9 protein-coding genes are annotated in these 14,962 nt (G+C 47.8%); all 9 read right to left on the bottom strand.

Features of this window, described 5'->3' with window-relative positions; genetic code table 11:
• Window positions 1-1,598: efflux RND transporter periplasmic adaptor subunit (locus tag G461_RS24960; RefSeq protein WP_051333716.1), on the bottom strand; the 1,598-nt coding region annotated here is incomplete at its 3' end.
• A 5-nt stretch (window positions 1,599-1,603) separates the two neighbouring features.
• The gene (locus G461_RS0119930) at window positions 1,604-2,854 is read right to left on the bottom strand and encodes a TolC family protein (protein WP_026973169.1); all 1,251 of its coding nucleotides are present in this window, start codon (window positions 2,852-2,854) and stop codon (window positions 1,604-1,606) included.
• Window positions 2,855-2,915: 61 nt separating this feature from the next.
• Window positions 2,916-3,356: a hypothetical protein gene (locus tag G461_RS0119925; protein ID WP_157360377.1), complete on the bottom strand. Its 441-nt coding sequence runs from the start codon at window positions 3,354-3,356 to the stop codon at window positions 2,916-2,918.
• 78 nt (window positions 3,357-3,434) lie between these two features.
• Entirely contained in the window at window positions 3,435-3,851 is a 417-nt protein-coding gene (locus G461_RS0119920) for a MarR family winged helix-turn-helix transcriptional regulator (protein WP_026973167.1), read from the bottom strand.
• Complete coding sequence (gene dmeF, locus G461_RS0119915; protein ID WP_026973166.1) at window positions 3,839-4,729, bottom strand: CDF family Co(II)/Ni(II) efflux transporter DmeF; 891 nt, start codon at window positions 4,727-4,729, stop codon at window positions 3,839-3,841. Before dmeF ends, G461_RS0119920 begins: the two co-directional genes overlap by 13 nt.
• A gap of 77 nt (window positions 4,730-4,806) precedes the next feature.
• A complete protein-coding gene (locus G461_RS24955) occupies window positions 4,807-5,586 on the bottom strand; it encodes an MFS transporter (RefSeq protein ID WP_051333715.1) in 780 nt (259 codons plus the stop codon).
• Between the two features lie 798 nt (window positions 5,587-6,384).
• On the bottom strand, window positions 6,385-12,210 hold the full coding sequence (locus G461_RS0119900) for an ATP-binding protein (protein WP_157360376.1): 5,826 nt from the start codon (window positions 12,208-12,210) through the stop codon (window positions 6,385-6,387).
• 163 nt (window positions 12,211-12,373) lie between these two features.
• Window positions 12,374-14,503: an AAA family ATPase gene (locus G461_RS0119895; RefSeq protein WP_051333714.1), complete on the bottom strand. Its 2,130-nt coding sequence runs from the start codon at window positions 14,501-14,503 to the stop codon at window positions 12,374-12,376.
• Window positions 14,500-14,943, bottom strand: a complete 444-nt coding sequence (locus G461_RS0119890) for a VPA1267 family protein (protein WP_026973163.1) — start codon at window positions 14,941-14,943, stop codon at window positions 14,500-14,502. Before G461_RS0119890 ends, G461_RS0119895 begins: the two co-directional genes overlap by 4 nt.
• Window positions 14,944-14,962 lie beyond the last annotated feature (19 nt).

The raw sequence follows: 14,962 nt of genomic DNA, 5'->3' as shown, positions 1-14,962 counted from the left end.
CTGTGGTCCATCTCGCCGTGATTCATGCTCGAATGGTCCATGCTGCTGTGGTCCATATCCCCATGATTCATGCTTGAATGGTCCATACTGCTGTGGTCCATATCTGCGTGATTCATATCGCCATGGTTGTGCCCATGTTGCCCACCCTTAAGCGGGCTCATTCCCAGCGGTGTTAGCCCAACAATCCGATAGTCGTTGCCCTGCTTTTCTACCGTAAAGCTAAGCTTGCGCCCCGGCTCAAGCGCCTGACTGATTAGCTCTGGCTCAACCGGGAAGTCCATCACCATCGCCGGCCAACTCCATTGATCTACGGGTTGGTGATCAATGGTTAGCGCGTGAGACTTAACCGCCCGCACCACACCGGCAAGCTGGGCTTGCTCAACCCAACGATCTGGCGGTCCGATCCGGCTGAACTCGGCGGTCAAACTGGACTCAGAATCGAGCATAAACTGCGCACTGGTCACCACCTGATCGCCCATTTCCAAGCCACCGAGGACCTCCACCTGATTGGCATTCTCTCGGCCAAGCTCTACCCGCACCGATTGATACTGTCCGCTTCCTCGGCGCATCACCACCCGGTTAAACTCACCGCCGTAGATCACCGCCTCGCGCGGGATAAACAAGCTGGACTGGCCTGCATCGGCCTGCAACTGCAGCTGGGCATACATATTGGGCTTAAGCCGCTGATCAGCATTATCGAACTTAACTCGGACCTGCAGGGTGCGGCTTTGCGCATCCAATTGGGGATAGATGTAATCCACTTCCCCTTGCCAAAGCTGGCCCGGATAGCTGTCAACCTGCATCACAGCACGATGGCCAAGGGCAAGCTGCTGGGCTTGGGATTCAAACAACTCAGCAATCAGCCAGATCTGGTCGAGCCGGGCGGCGCTAATCAGCTCTGAGGCCGGTGAGATAAACCCGCCTTCGGCCACGCCGAGGCGCATCACGTAGCCCGAATCAGGGGCGTAGTAAGTCACTTGCTCTTTAAGCTTGCCGCTGGTTAGCAGTCGCTTGATAAACCCCTCATCGACCCCAAGAAAACGCAGCCGCTGGCGCGCCGCATTGAGCATTCGCTGGTTGCCTAATGCCTTGGCATTGAGCAGGTCATCTTGCGCCTTCACTAACTCGGGCGAGTACAGGGAAAACAGCGCTTGGCCTTTTTCAACCCACTCCCCTTCGGCGCGAACATGCAGCTGTTCCACCCAACCAGACACCCGCGAGTTAAGCTGCCAGCGGCTATCCTGATCCAAGCTAAGGCTGCCGGTTGCACGAACCTCCAGCACAAATGCCCCTTGTTGCACCTCGGCTAAGCGCACCCCAAGATTGTTCTCGACGCTGGCATCGATGGTGACCATGCCTGGTTCGCGGCTCGCGCCGGCTTCCTCATAGACGGGGACAAGATCCATCCCCATCGGCGACTTACCCGGCGCATCGCGCCGATAATTCGGGTCCATCGGTGCGACCCAGTAAAGCGGCTCGGGCTCGCCGCTGTCACTTGCCATCGCCCCCTCAAAGCTCAACCCGCTATGTTGGCTAAGCCAAACACCGCCAGCCAGCCCGAGAGACATACTCACCGCAGCAATAATTAATCGACTCATGGTGCTTAGCTCCCTTGAAAGTAACGGATTTGCGCCAAGGCCTGATTGGCTTGGCTATCGAGCTGCAACAGCTCGAGCTGCAGCATCAGTTGTTGGCGGTGGCTTTGGATCACTTGATTGAAATCGCTGGTCGTCGACTCAAAGCCCTGCTCCACCGCGTCGATATGTGCCTGGGCCTGGGGGAGTAACACCTGTTGATAGTGGCGTCGTCGCTGTTGCAGCAACTGGTAGTTGGCGATGGCCGCGTTGAGCGTGCCGTTCATCTCTTGCAGCAGCAAGTCACGCTCGGCGAGCGCCATACCACGCCCATGCTCAGAGGCGATCAGCTGTTGGTTTTGCCGCTTGTCGGTAAACAGCGGCAAGTCCATGGTGACAAAGCCGCTCAGCATGTCGCTGCGCTGGCTGCCGTCGAGCTCGCGCGCTCGGCGGTGCCCATAGCCCAGCTCTACCTTGAAGGCCGGCTTGAAGCGCTCTTCGGCAAGCGCGATACGGGTGTCAGCCTGGGCGATGGCATTGAGGCTCGCCAGCAGACTGGGGTGCTGCAGTAGCAGATCGCTGTGGTTGTACTCATCGCGCTCGCTGTAGGCCACGGTAGTAGGCCAGTCGGCGGCGGCGGGCAGCAACTCTTGCCCGGCAGAGGGGCCAACTAAGCTTATCAGCATGGCGCGCTGGCTATGCTCCAGCTGTTGGTAGCGCTGGGCTTGGTCGGTCAGTTGCGCCAGTTGTAGCTGGCCTTGGAGTAAGTCCTGGCTCTGTTTCAGCCCCAGCTCAACCTGACGTTCAATATGACGCAGGTTTTGCTCCAGCAAGCGTTGGTTTTCAGCCACCAACTGCTGGGCCTCAATCACATAGCTGAGCTGAAACCATAACTCGCGCACTCGGCGACGGATCTGCAGCGCACGCTCGGCCTGCTTCTCAGCGCTTTGCTCGGCTTGTAGTTGGTAGCCTTCGGCGGTGAGCGCCAGACTGTCGCCACGGGAAAACTGCTGACTAAGCCCTACCTGTAACTGGGTCATGGGGTCTTGGTCCAGCGCGAAGCTGTCGGTGGGCAGCCCCTGCACACCAAAGCGCAGCATCGGGTCTGGCAGCTGTGAGTTGGCAATAGCCTGGGCACCCAAACTGGCTTGCTGCTGGCTATAGCGCTGATTGGCAGGGTCCTGCGCTAAGGCCAGCTGCTCTGCCTGCTCAAGGCTGAGGGCGGCCCAACTGCTCAGTGGCAGCATCAGACTCAAGCCCACAATAAATTTGGAAAACATCGGTAATCCTACTGTTGTTGTAATGGGGAGTGGCCCCTTGGTTTAAACGGATCTCGGGCGTTTAAGCCAACAACAGCGGCGGTTTGTAGAGAGGATCGGGGCTTACAGAGGGAATAAATGACAGCGAGGGCTCGCTGTGGATATCAGGTAGCGACAGGTTGCGCACCAAAGCGCTACCGCTGTCTAAAAACGACATCTGGCAGGCCATGATTTGGCAGATCTGCTGGCATTGCTCGGCAGCTTCGTCATGACGCTCAAGCGCCGAGTGGCAAGGGTGTTTTGGCGACTCGCAGTCTGCGACATCGCTGGTAGTCATTTGCTGAGAGGCAGCAGAGTGATGCGCATGCCCAGAGTGCACCGAGTGTGCGTTATGCGGCTCAAGCTCACTGAGCGATGCTGAGCTGGCAGCGTTCGCCGCCGCATGGCCAAGCGCCATCACCGAATGACTCGGTAATACACTTAACAGCATCAACAATGTCAGAAAGTAAGCGCGTATCTGCATCAGCTAGATTGAAAGTCCCTATAAGGTCTGAGTAATAGTAAAGCTTAAACATAGCTTTAAGCTCAAGCACTTTTTCAGCTAAAACTCGCGATTCATTTTCTCCAGGCAGCCTATCAGCAGCGACTCCTGCTCAGGCGAGATGTGCCGGGTGAGCTCTTCCACCAAGGTTAAGTGCATTTGGTTATGGCGTCGATGAATAACCTCACCCTCTTCGGTAAGCACCACCACTATGGCACGGCGATCCTGCGGATGGGCGCGGCGTTCAATTAGCCCGGCGCGGACTAGCTTGTCGACCTGCACCGTTAAGGTGCCAGTGGTCACGCCCAGCTTTTCTGCCAACTCCTTCATGCGCATAGCGCCACAGCAGCCAAGCACCTCGATGGTATGGACCTGAGCCAAGGAGTAGTCGGTCTCTTTGACCACCGATTGCTCCCACGATGACATCTTGTCGTAAAACTCGGTGAGTAGCCGATTCAGTCGTTCTAGTTCTGCCATGGGCTTGGGTGTACCTCTATGGTTAGGTGGCTAATCTTATCAAACTGGGCGAGCAGCTGCCGATACTGCTGCACGCTCAACGAACCATCCGACTCTAGAGTAATTGCCGCACTGTAGTGGTGGCCGCTAATCTTCCAAACATGTAAATCGGTCACCCGCGCGGTCTTGGATAATGCAGCCTTGATCGCCTCGCGATACTCGGCGTCAATACTCTCATCAAGCAATACCGGGCTGGTTTGACGGAGTAGGTTGAATGTCCATTTACCAATCACTAAAGCGCCAACCATGCCCATCATCGCGTCCAGCCACTGCCAGCCGTAGAACTTCGCGAACACCAACGCGACGATCGCCAGCAGCGAGGTAAGGGCATCTGCCAACACATGCATGTAGGCGGCTCGAAGGTTGTGATCGTGATGATGGTCGTGGCCATGCTCGTGATGATGGTGATGATCACCCAGCAACAACATACTCACCAGGTTGACCAGCAGCCCTACCACAGCCACAACGATTGCCTCGTTAAACTGGATCTGAGTGGGGTTGAACAATCGATGCAGCGACTCTGTGAACATCAAAAGCGCGACAATGCCCAGCGCTATCGCACTGGTAAAGCCGCCAAGCACACTGACTTTGCCGGTACCAAATGAGAAACGTTCATCGTTTTGATGCGCTCTGGCATAGCGATAAGCGAACAAAGTAATGCAAAACGCCGCCGCATGGGTCCCCATATGCCAGCCATCGGCAAGTAAGGCCATCGAGCCATACACACTACCGGCAGTAATCTCAATCACCATGGTGACAAGGGTTAGCGCTAGCACGTAGGAGGTGCGCTTCTCTCCATGGTGATTATGGGGGGAGAAATCATGTTGATGGGCTGTCAATGGTCGTCCTTTACCTTGATAATCAAACTATATGTTTGAATTATATTTTGATTATCAAGGTTTGTGAATAACCTTAATCAGCTCCGCGCTATTGCCAGCAAGGTAGGCTGCTCGGCGCAGGGGCGTCGCGGTACCAGCAAAGAACACAGCAATGAGAGTGCTGCAAGCATACTGCCAATGGCAAATACCCACGAGGGTGAGTACAGCCACAACACACCGAGCACCACAGGCAGTACCACCGCCGCAATATGGTTGATGGTAAAGCTCACCCCAGCGGTGCTGGCCATATCCTGCGGATCGGCAATCTTCTGCAGGTAGCTCTTAATCGCTATCGCCAGCGCGAAAAAGAAGTGATCGACCACATACAGGCCCGCCGCTGCCCAAGGGTGTTCCACCACCGCATAACCAGCAAACACCAAGATCAGGCCACTGTATTCAAGGATCAATGCTTTGCGCTCACCGACCCGGCCGATCCAAGCACCGATCTTAGCGGCAAACAATAGGTTAAAGCTTTGATTAATCAGGTATAGCGCAGCAATGTCGGCCACATCGTAGCCGAACTTTTCCACCATTAGAAAGCCGGCAAACACCACAAAGATCTGCCGGCGTGCACCGCTGAAGAAGGTCAGCAGGTAGTAGAGCCAGTAACGACGCCTTAGCACCAGATGCTTGTGCTGCTCATGGTGGGTGGGGAACAGCGGATAGCGCAGCATCAGATACACCACCGCTAGCACGCTGACACCGCCAAAGCCAAGGTACAGCCATAGGTAATCAAGCTCCAGCCAGCGATAAAGTACCCACAGCGAAGCATAGGCCAAGATAGCAGCGCCGCCTTTTACTGCCAGCGCCTTGCCCATAAATGCGGGCGTTTGGTCCTTGGAGACCCACTGCAGCGTTAGGCTCTGGTTGAGCGTTTCGAAATCATCAACTAAACCGCAAAATCAAAAGTTGCTGAGTGGGTGGGTGAGTAAAGACCCTAGTAGTTACGACGTTAAATATGATAACTAGGATTAAATACACCTTTACATAATCGTCTCGTTTCGTAAAGGTTTAAGCTCAATTGCAAAAATAGACCCTTAGAATCCACTATGTAAAGGTGTTTCACCTCATGTCATGGATTTCTTTAAGCAAATTACCTAGGTCATCATAATGACATGCTATTTGATCAGGGCCGAGCGAAGCTCGGTTATCGCGCAACGCACTCAACCAGTACAGTGGCTCTGATCGTGCGCTATGATTTTATGACACTTAAACTTATGGCTTATTCAGGCAATGACCTATTCTCGGCCTGAACCTAGTCCAGGGGATATCGCAGCAGCTGATAACCTACGACGACTGTGGAGAGCGTATAAAGCTAAACATAAATTGACTAGAGTCAGGTTTGAGTCATTTTTCTACATTTGAGTCAGATTAGATGAACTGAAGTGCTACTAACGCCGCTTCGCTCAGTTGAATCCCTTCTGGCAACGAAAAGACTCGCGCAGCTCGCTATTTCAATGCCAGAAGCGATTTTCAGCTTATGAGCCACGGCAGTACCTGCGTTTAGCCATAAGCTCTAGCTGTTGATACAGAAACAAGCCTGACTCAAAAAAGTCTGGGGCAGCTCCTTCAGGTTATTTAACTGTAATCTTTAGCTTCTAATTTGTCATTGTGAATTATATCGTTAATTCTTTGCTTACTAAAAAATTAAACACCGTCTGATCGTAATCTCTAAAACTATCTTCAGATGTAAGTACTATAGCTTTGCAAACATAATGAACTTTGTTCTTTTCACCGCTCCAGTTCAGGTGCTCTCCGGCTTTCTCCCTGTTGAGCACAGTATAGGTACCACAAAGGGAGCGAATACCTTTCGGGTGAATTGGTTGCCAACAGTCATACCAGAGTGACGAAAAACCAACTTCTAATCGATCTACAGTGTAACGAAAAAATCCACCGGCAGATGAGCCGATAATATCTTTATCCTCAATAGTGCATTTTGGAATGTATAGCCCTCGTGATTCGAGATCAGAGTTCCAATGCCCATATCTCATATATGGAAATGGAGTAACAGCTAGCAAAGTGCTATCAGATTTAGAACTATCATCTAGCTTGAAAGACAGCTCACTTTCAAGAAGGGTTCCAACAGAAAGACAACCACTCCGTTCTTTTATCTGGATATCCGATGCAATCTCTAATTCAGATACCGATTTTACAATGGTTAAATCAATCCACTGTTGATCATTGAGCCTAATGGGCAATGAGAGTGCCAATAGGTCGAGAGAGGAATCCTGTTTTTCAAAGCTCGCTAAAGTTTCCTCGACAAAATCAACTAGATCATCTTTCTCTGGAAGGGATTTGGCTTCCCATTCTGGCAACCAATTTGGTTTTTGAGGAGTGAGTTTTGAGTATGCTGGTTCGATAGGTAACGCTAGTATCGATAGGTTTTTGGCATAAGAATCAGGCATGCCGTAGAATTGCTTAGCTACTTCTAGCGTTCTCAGATATGCGGAGCGACCACGATGGCTCGCTTGTGTATAAAATTGACCGGTTGCCCTCTGCCTTTCGCCACCAAAAAAGTAGTCAATAGTTGTTGCTTTAGAAGGCTGATATGCGAACGTCTTGTTCCATTCTGATTGGTAATGACTTGTAAACGGAATGCCGGTTCTTTGCTCTTCATCTTTCAAGCATGAATTGTATAGTCGGGGAACATGAGTTCCTTGATAGTATTCAAATCGATTGTTTCCGTAATCCAAAACAATAAATGGAGAAATAGCTAAAGCGTATTGTCCCAAGTCTTGTGGTGTAGGTATTAACTCCGCCAGCATTAAATCAGATAGTGTGGACCTTGCTTTGATGTAGCGACCTAATTCATTGGGACAAATATACCCCTTAGACTTCGCAACAAAAAATACGCTCAACACTTCTACGCACTCGGACTCCAGATTTCTACTTGCTAAGTCATCCTTTAATAACTTTTCAACTGTTGGGTGGCGTGATGCTAGGAGTAGTGAAAGCTGTTCCGTTGTCCATAGCTTCACGGAGGGTATGGGAAGCTTAAGTCTTGAAACTAGCGTTTTAACCAATGACTCTTCTAAAGAGTCATCTTGATGCCAGTCCCAGGAAGGTTTCGTAAGTTGAAGATTGCGAACGCTATCCTCCAAACTTTCAACCATAGCTAACGTGAGCCCAAGTGCTTCCTCTTTTTTGACTCCCTGAGATAGCAAAAATACAAGTTTGTCATTTGGAATAATTAAATCGCCAAACTTATCTTTCCAAGTGTCTGGCTGTGATGTCGTCAACTGTATAAACTCGTCAATTCTGTGAGGGTATTGCTCTGCGACTATCTTTAGACGACTTGTGCTATTTTCTGAACGTTCATACCAATCTGACCAGCCTCCCATTGCCTTATGTGCCAACACTAAGAGATCAAAAGCTTTTCTCTTTCCCCTGAACTTTTTAACACTGCAATAGAGAAGATCCAATAAGTGCCGTTTGTCATCATAACGATCTACCAATGTCGGTATGTGAGGAGTTAACTTTTCTAATAGTTCTTGTTCTTGGCCCTGTAAACACCAATGTTTGTACCAAGATTTCCAGAACTTACCAGCGCTATACGTCCCCTTTAGCGCAGCCATCAGTTCTTCGAATTTTTCCGGTGGATAATCCGACGGCTTCAATGAAATCTTCTCATTAAATTCATTATCTGATGAGTTTTTGTCCATAGTGGCACTTTGAACATCAACACCAAGACAGTTTTTTATTTCATCAGAGATAAGAATGGCGTGTGGATTTCCTTGTTCAACTTTTTCTCTAAGCAGCTGGTAACAGCTAGAGTGTAACCCTGTCAGATATAGTCCTGTTGTAACGGGCGAAGAAAAATCACATTTTTCGAGCAACCTGAAAATTGTTTCTTCTGCGTAATACCATTCACCATCACGGAGCTCCTGATCATAGATTGAAGCAGCTGTTTGCGGATTTAATCTTGCTAATAATGATGATATGGAATGCTTAGAGTGCCTAGTTTCATCCCCATCGGTAAATTCAGAAATATTGAAAACTATCGGTGAAATTCGCTCTAATATTTTTAGCGCAGAAGACGGGTCAGTTTCAGACAGGTATTCCACAGCTGTCAAAACATCAAATATTGTGGGATCCTTGTGATGTCCATAACCAAGAACAAAATCCCACGTTTTTCTCAACTGTCTCTCAAAAAGTGCGGGGTTATCATGCTGGATTGCTACTTTAGCTAGCTCAAGATAAGCGTTAGAACACTCAATTGTTTCTTCGAGCTCATTTAACAATCGCGCTTCTTCCTGCTCTATAAGAATTACTGCTGCATCATCATCTAATAGCTTGAGATTTCCTTCTTTATACCATAGGCGTAACCAGCTAACTTTGAATACGCCTGAGTCAATGACTTTCTTTAGTTCATCACCGGATATTTTAGATTGGGTTGTGATTAGATGACAATCAGCTGCAATTTTAATCCAGTCACGCTTTAACAGGATATCTGCTCTACGTGTTTCCCATTGGATTTCATCCAATATAGGCTTTAGTGGAAACATGGCACAAACTACGTCAAAAGTTAATGAGTTACCAGCCAAAAGCTCTTCTGCGACGCTATCTGTTAGCTCATTGAGTAATCCATAGTGTGCTGAAATATCTGCTCGCTCTTCAGATGCTGCACTTACAGGCAACCAAGAGTAGTCACCTTCTGCACTCAACCTGATATTAAGAGAATAAAAAAACCATGTGTAATAACTGCTTTTCGCTTCAACTCTAAATGCATTCTCCGAAGTAATATTAGGATGGAAAGCTTCAATACTGACGAATCTTTCCCTAGAGAAGGTGTTCAAAAACAGAGATAGTGGTTGCGAAGAAAAAGAGTCATATTCGGGCCTAATGGTAAGGTCTGCTTCCTCTATGATGCTTAACCTGATTACATCCTGTTCAATTTGACCAAGGTGATTTGAGTTTTTGGGTAAACATCGCCAAGCCCTGAAAAGCAGGTCTAGTTCTTTTTTCGTGTTACATGCACATCTGAAACTAGCTACATATCCATCTGGCCAATTAGAGAAGTTTCCTCCTTCAAAAATCGCGTCGTAGTTAAGGCTATCAGTCAACACTCCAGCTTCTATTAATGCAGAAGCTTCAGTTTCGTTATCTTGAGAGTGTCGTGAAGACAACAGCTTGGTTTTAGTCCGATATCGGTCGATAGCTTTCCGTGATAATAGTCCTGCTTGGTCAATGTCGCCGCGATACCATAATGCAGTAGCTAGTATGGATAACTTGATTGGTGAATATTCGTTTTGTCCAGAGACTATTTCATTTAGTGACTGTTCGTCCGCGCCAATAAGAGAGAGCATTTCCAAGCTAGTTGAATCCCATGTCTGGAACTCAGGACCATTGATCAATCTCGTTTTTAGTTCTCTGTGTCGATATGCTTCTGCATATTTTAGCTCTTGGAACGCGTAGGTTTCTGCCTCAGATAACAGCCGAATACATGACCTGACAGGCATTCCAATAATAAGTTTATCGAGCACCCAGTCTCGAGTAACTCCCTGTCGCAAGTGGGAAGAGTCGCCCCCTCTACCCAAACTAGACCAAAGCCAATTATCTTTGAGGTGTGTTGGGGCGCTCGTACTCAACCATTCGCACACATATGGCAGTAATACGTTAATTCGCTCCTGATGCTCTTCCTGATTTTGGACAAATACTAAGAGACTCTCGTGAAAAGGTCTTACACCGCAGACCCCTTCTGACAGCATATGTGCCACCGCATCTACACTCGGTGCACAATCGTGGCTATCTCTTACAACACAACCTATCGCATGTCTCGGCCACGCAAACTGAAAACCACTACATAGGTGAAGGACATCTCTTTGTCTATAGTTTAGGTTACGCCAAAGCTCGGAATAGTAAGTCGTAATATTGCCGCCCGAGCATGGGGCCAGCCTCTCAATTTGCCATGAAGAAAGCTCTAATCCATGATGGGACAGGTATTCAGATGAGTAAATTACATGCAGAGGATAGCCGTTGGTAATATCTAGTAATGCACTAGCGCTTTGCTGTATCTCTTCATCGACACTATCCTTGTGACAGTTCAAGAATAATCGGCCCGATTCAATATGAAGTTTTAAGAATTCATATACAGAGTTTCCAGACATTTCTGGCAACCAATGCCAATCATTCTTTGGTGAGTGAGTGAGTAGTGGGCAAGGAAGTAACTCATCATCAACAGGTTGCGTCCCGACAACTAAAACTAGGTTATCTGCTGATGGTAGTAATTGCTTGAATATCTCATCTAGTGGCTTTTTATTCTTAGCATTGTCTCTCCACACGTGATCAAGTCCGTCAATCAATACGACGAAAGGTTTTTCTTTTTCTTTATAGTGATTTGCGCAGACTGACAATGCCTCTCGCAGGTTTTCCGGCTGGGATGTGTTTGCATTTGATTCTTTGTGACTGTTGTCAATTTGATGAAGCAGGGATTCAGCAACAATTCTTGGGCTCAATCTATCTTCGGTTGTGTCTCCTAAGGACAAGAAATAGTGATGACGTATTAGCGGAATCTCTTGATCTTCCAACTCCTGACACAAAAAAGATAGGTATGTACTTTTTCCAACGCCAGGCTTACCGGTAAGAGTGATTACCTCACCATCTGAACAGCTGATTCTAGCTAACAGATCCGTGTGAAACTCAGAGTTGGGGAGGCAATAGTCATCAGGCACTGAGAACATTTCAGGAATAGGTTCTGGCCTTTTGAGTGATAAGATTTCTCTAACATGATGAAGGTAAATCCAACCATCTTCTGGTGGATTCTTTTCAAACATTGCCCATTCGCGAGCTCTCGCCACAAGCCGTTCAACACCTATATCGTCAGAAAAACTTAAAAGATCAGATCGGACATTGCGTTTTATCGCAAGATAGTCCCCATCGCTATGCTGAACAGTCAATTTCGAAAAAAGGAAAGCTGCTGCTTCACTGTTTCCTAGCTGACGGATAATCTCGCTTTGTACTGCACTATCAATCTGGTCAAAGTTTACTTTCGAGTCTCGCAGACAGGACTCCATAGACCTGTCTGGCCGCTTGTTGGTCAAAAGAACAACATCCCCTAGCTTTTCAGCGGGTACTGAAGCAATAGCATCGTAGAGCTTTTTGAGAATGGAGCGAGATCTAGTTGTTTTACCAGAAACCTTTAACAGCCAGCCCCAGGTAAGACAGTTCTCATCCTTTTCAGGGGAAGGAGTAAACTTTATTTGCCAAAAATCCTTAATACCACTAGGTCGTTCACAGACGATATCATCTATACCTTCAGGTGTTTCATTGTTCTCTTTGTCTGCTTCAAATGCCACTTTGGTGTACCGAGTCGGACTGTGAAGCCACTCAGCAATTAATTTCACCCCTTGCAGCGTTTGGTAGTCATAACCTGTATAGATAATCGCAGAACTTTTTACTTTCATTGTATGAAGACCCAACCTGACACTTTCTGTAATTTTCACCGTTAACGCCGGTAATAAGTTGCCCTATACTAACTTATTAGAAATTAGGGACTTGTAGTAGCGAGTACTAACACTTTCCTTCTCGAAAATGTTCCAGCAAGAGTTGTTTTTGTGCGGCTGGACTATCCACTTCGGTTAAGCTCAGAAGCGTTTGTATCTGAGGTTAAACTGCGGCCAATAATTTATGCAGCGTGGTACTTCGTCTTTCTGCTGCACTTATACGTGAAATCGCAGTCTCAAACTGCTCTGGCGTGCCAACAATTTCGATGCACTGTTCAGCTCTTGTCAGTGCAGTGTAAATCCATGAACGGTCGAGCATTCTCGAGTTGGAAAGGACTACGATTACTCTCTTGAACTGACTTCCCTGTGCCTTATGTAGCGACACGGCATAAGCTGGCTTCATTATATAGACTAACGACTCTGTCAGCTCAATAGTTCGCCCATCATCCAACTCCACAACACCAAACTTGGATTCACCTCCGGAGCTAACTAACGTTCCCATGGTTCCATTTTGTATGTCCTCATCCCATTCATTCTCGGTGAAAATAACGGGATCACCGACTCTGATATTCAGATGCATTTGCTCTCCAAAGAGAGCGAATCTCAGAAGTTGCCCTTTAGGGTTGCTCACTTTCTGGCAAACTTTGTTGAGAGCATCTATGCCGCCGTGCTCTGCGTGATAAGTTGCTGCAACAATTTGAGAGTTCGGCACTTGGGTATACAGTTCTGAGATTTTTGAATTCAGCTCATCATTACTGACGCTATGAAACCTGATATTTGGACTGTCGAAATCGGGAACCAGGCCATTTCGAACAAAGCGCGTAAACTCTGGAATTCCTGTTTCCCCTTTTTGTCTCTTAACAATGTCGAGCTCCGTACCTGAGATTGCTTGGATCTTAACAACATCGTGAAGGACTAACCCATAGCCAATTGGTGATAGCTGCGCTGGATCTCCGACAAGAAGAATACGAACATTGTTGTGCAGCGCCATGACGAGTCGATACATAGTGTGTAAGTCCACCATGCTGCCTTCATCTATGACGACAATTGCATCTTCGTCGTCTGAAATAGTGATGTTTTTTAGAAAGCCAGCAATAGTACTTGCATTAAATCCCGTGCCCTCACGAATACGTCTAGCAGCTCGTCCTGCGAGTGCCATTGGATATATCGTGTAGCCCATCTCCTGATAGGCTCTGAGAATAACCCTAAGCACCGTTGTTTTGCCTGTACCGGCACCTCCTGTCAGCACTGAAATAGGATTGATCAGACTGGTACAAATGGCCTCTCCTTGACGTTCCGTAAGGGGAAAAGGAAGATCTTTTAATCCTGCGGATAAAGCTTGGTCATGTAGCCCACTCCAGTCTTCTTTTCTTGCTGCTAGTTCTAGAAAGCGGTGAGCAACTACTTTTTCCATTACGAGTGCGGCGGTGGGATGGTAATTGCCATCGTCATCGAGGATGAACTCCCCATTTTCATGAGATAGCATGAGCGCGGCAGAAGCAAGTTCTGTATCGTTTAGGACGCGATTCAGAATACCTTTTAATTGCTTATGATTTGCTACCGTATGACCTCGCTTTGAGTGTCTGTATAGGGACTCTTCAACAGCAGCAATGAGTCGCCTGGGGTCATTTTCACCAACATTGAAGTAGCTTTTTGATAACTCATCCACTTCAGTAAAGCTCATGCCAAACGCCAACAAAATAAAAGGGTTATCCTTTACTTGCTGAACAGCCTGTTCGCTGTGATATTTCATAATCGACGAGCTAATCCTCGGCGGAATAGCATGCTGAGAAAACCAGTGCAGATGCCTTAGGTTAGAATAACGGCCCCAAGCCTGAAGCATATTCCTTGCGGTCTCTTTAGTTAAGACCATCTCTAACATACCTAGGTTTCTATCGTTTAGAATTTGATAGACCTCAGAGCCAAATTTATTCCATAGACGCCGCGCTAACACATCTCCTACGCCGACAAACTCCTTGTCTGAAGCCACAAAATCAACAAAATTGTCACCACTCTCAGGCATGGTTACACGAAGGCGTTTAGCTGTTACGTGAACTTCTGTTTGCATAAAACCATTACGAGAAATCTTGTTCTCTGTTTTTGTGCCGGTAATACGCCAATGCTGTCCCTTAATCGGAATCATCGGGCAGTCAGAGTCCTTAGCTTTTACCGATATGAATTTTCGCGCAGACCCGCGAATGCCGGCCTTGATTGGTACGCCAGCGAAAGTAATAAATGGGCCCACTGTATTCCAGACGGAAGTTACGCGAATGTCATACCGACTGGTTTTCATCTAGGCAGCCTCCCGATATCGGACAATGCTGAACTAAGTGCATCGAAGCGACTTAGGCGCTGCCTCAACGCGTCATTTTCTGCTTCGAGCTCGACTACGCGTTGTTCTAGCCGTCTCAGGTGAACTCCCTGTCGCTCACGCTTGAGTTCAGCCTGGTCAAGTTGCTTGCTTTCAGGAATATCCTTTGAAGTTTCAGATTTATAAGCGATAGGCGGCAGGACACTGCGAGCACGAAGATCTTCTTCAAGCTGGAACAGCCTTTCCTTCACTTTCGGGTTTTGCTTTAGTGCTGAGTTACCTATATCAGCTCCTTTGGCAACAAGTCTCCTATTGAGCTGTCCCCGGTAGACCATTTCTCGGTAATCTTCAGTGGTTTGAGTCTCAATCCACGTTAGAAATTTCTGGTAATTTATTTCACCTAGATCTTGACCATTTGCCATAGACTATCCTGCTTAATAA

Origin of the sequence: Aliagarivorans marinus DSM 23064, from assembly GCF_000429485.1 — a bacterium.
Classification (GTDB): Bacteria; Pseudomonadota; Gammaproteobacteria; order Enterobacterales; family Celerinatantimonadaceae; genus Aliagarivorans; species Aliagarivorans marinus.
The sequence above is the reverse complement of the archived record's forward strand: the minus strand, read 5'-3'. Positions and strand labels throughout refer to the sequence as shown.

What these genes read in the sequence shown, in the direction of transcription:
- G461_RS0119930 (WP_026973169.1), bottom strand. Translation starts at nt 2,854, where the DNA reads ATGTTTTCCAAATTTATTGTGGGCTTGAGTCTGATGCTGCCACTGAGC.
- G461_RS0119920 (WP_026973167.1), bottom strand. Translation starts at nt 3,851, where the DNA reads ATGGCAGAACTAGAACGACTGAATCGGCTACTCACCGAGTTTTACGAC.
- G461_RS24955 (WP_051333715.1), bottom strand. Translation starts at nt 5,586, where the DNA reads ATGGGCAAGGCGCTGGCAGTAAAAGGCGGCGCTGCTATCTTGGCCTAT.
- G461_RS0119925 (WP_157360377.1), bottom strand. Translation starts at nt 3,356, where the DNA reads ATGCAGATACGCGCTTACTTTCTGACATTGTTGATGCTGTTAAGTGTA.
- G461_RS0119890 (WP_026973163.1), bottom strand. Translation starts at nt 14,943, where the DNA reads ATGGCAAATGGTCAAGATCTAGGTGAAATAAATTACCAGAAATTTCTA.
- G461_RS0119895 (WP_051333714.1), bottom strand. Translation starts at nt 14,503, where the DNA reads ATGAAAACCAGTCGGTATGACATTCGCGTAACTTCCGTCTGGAATACA.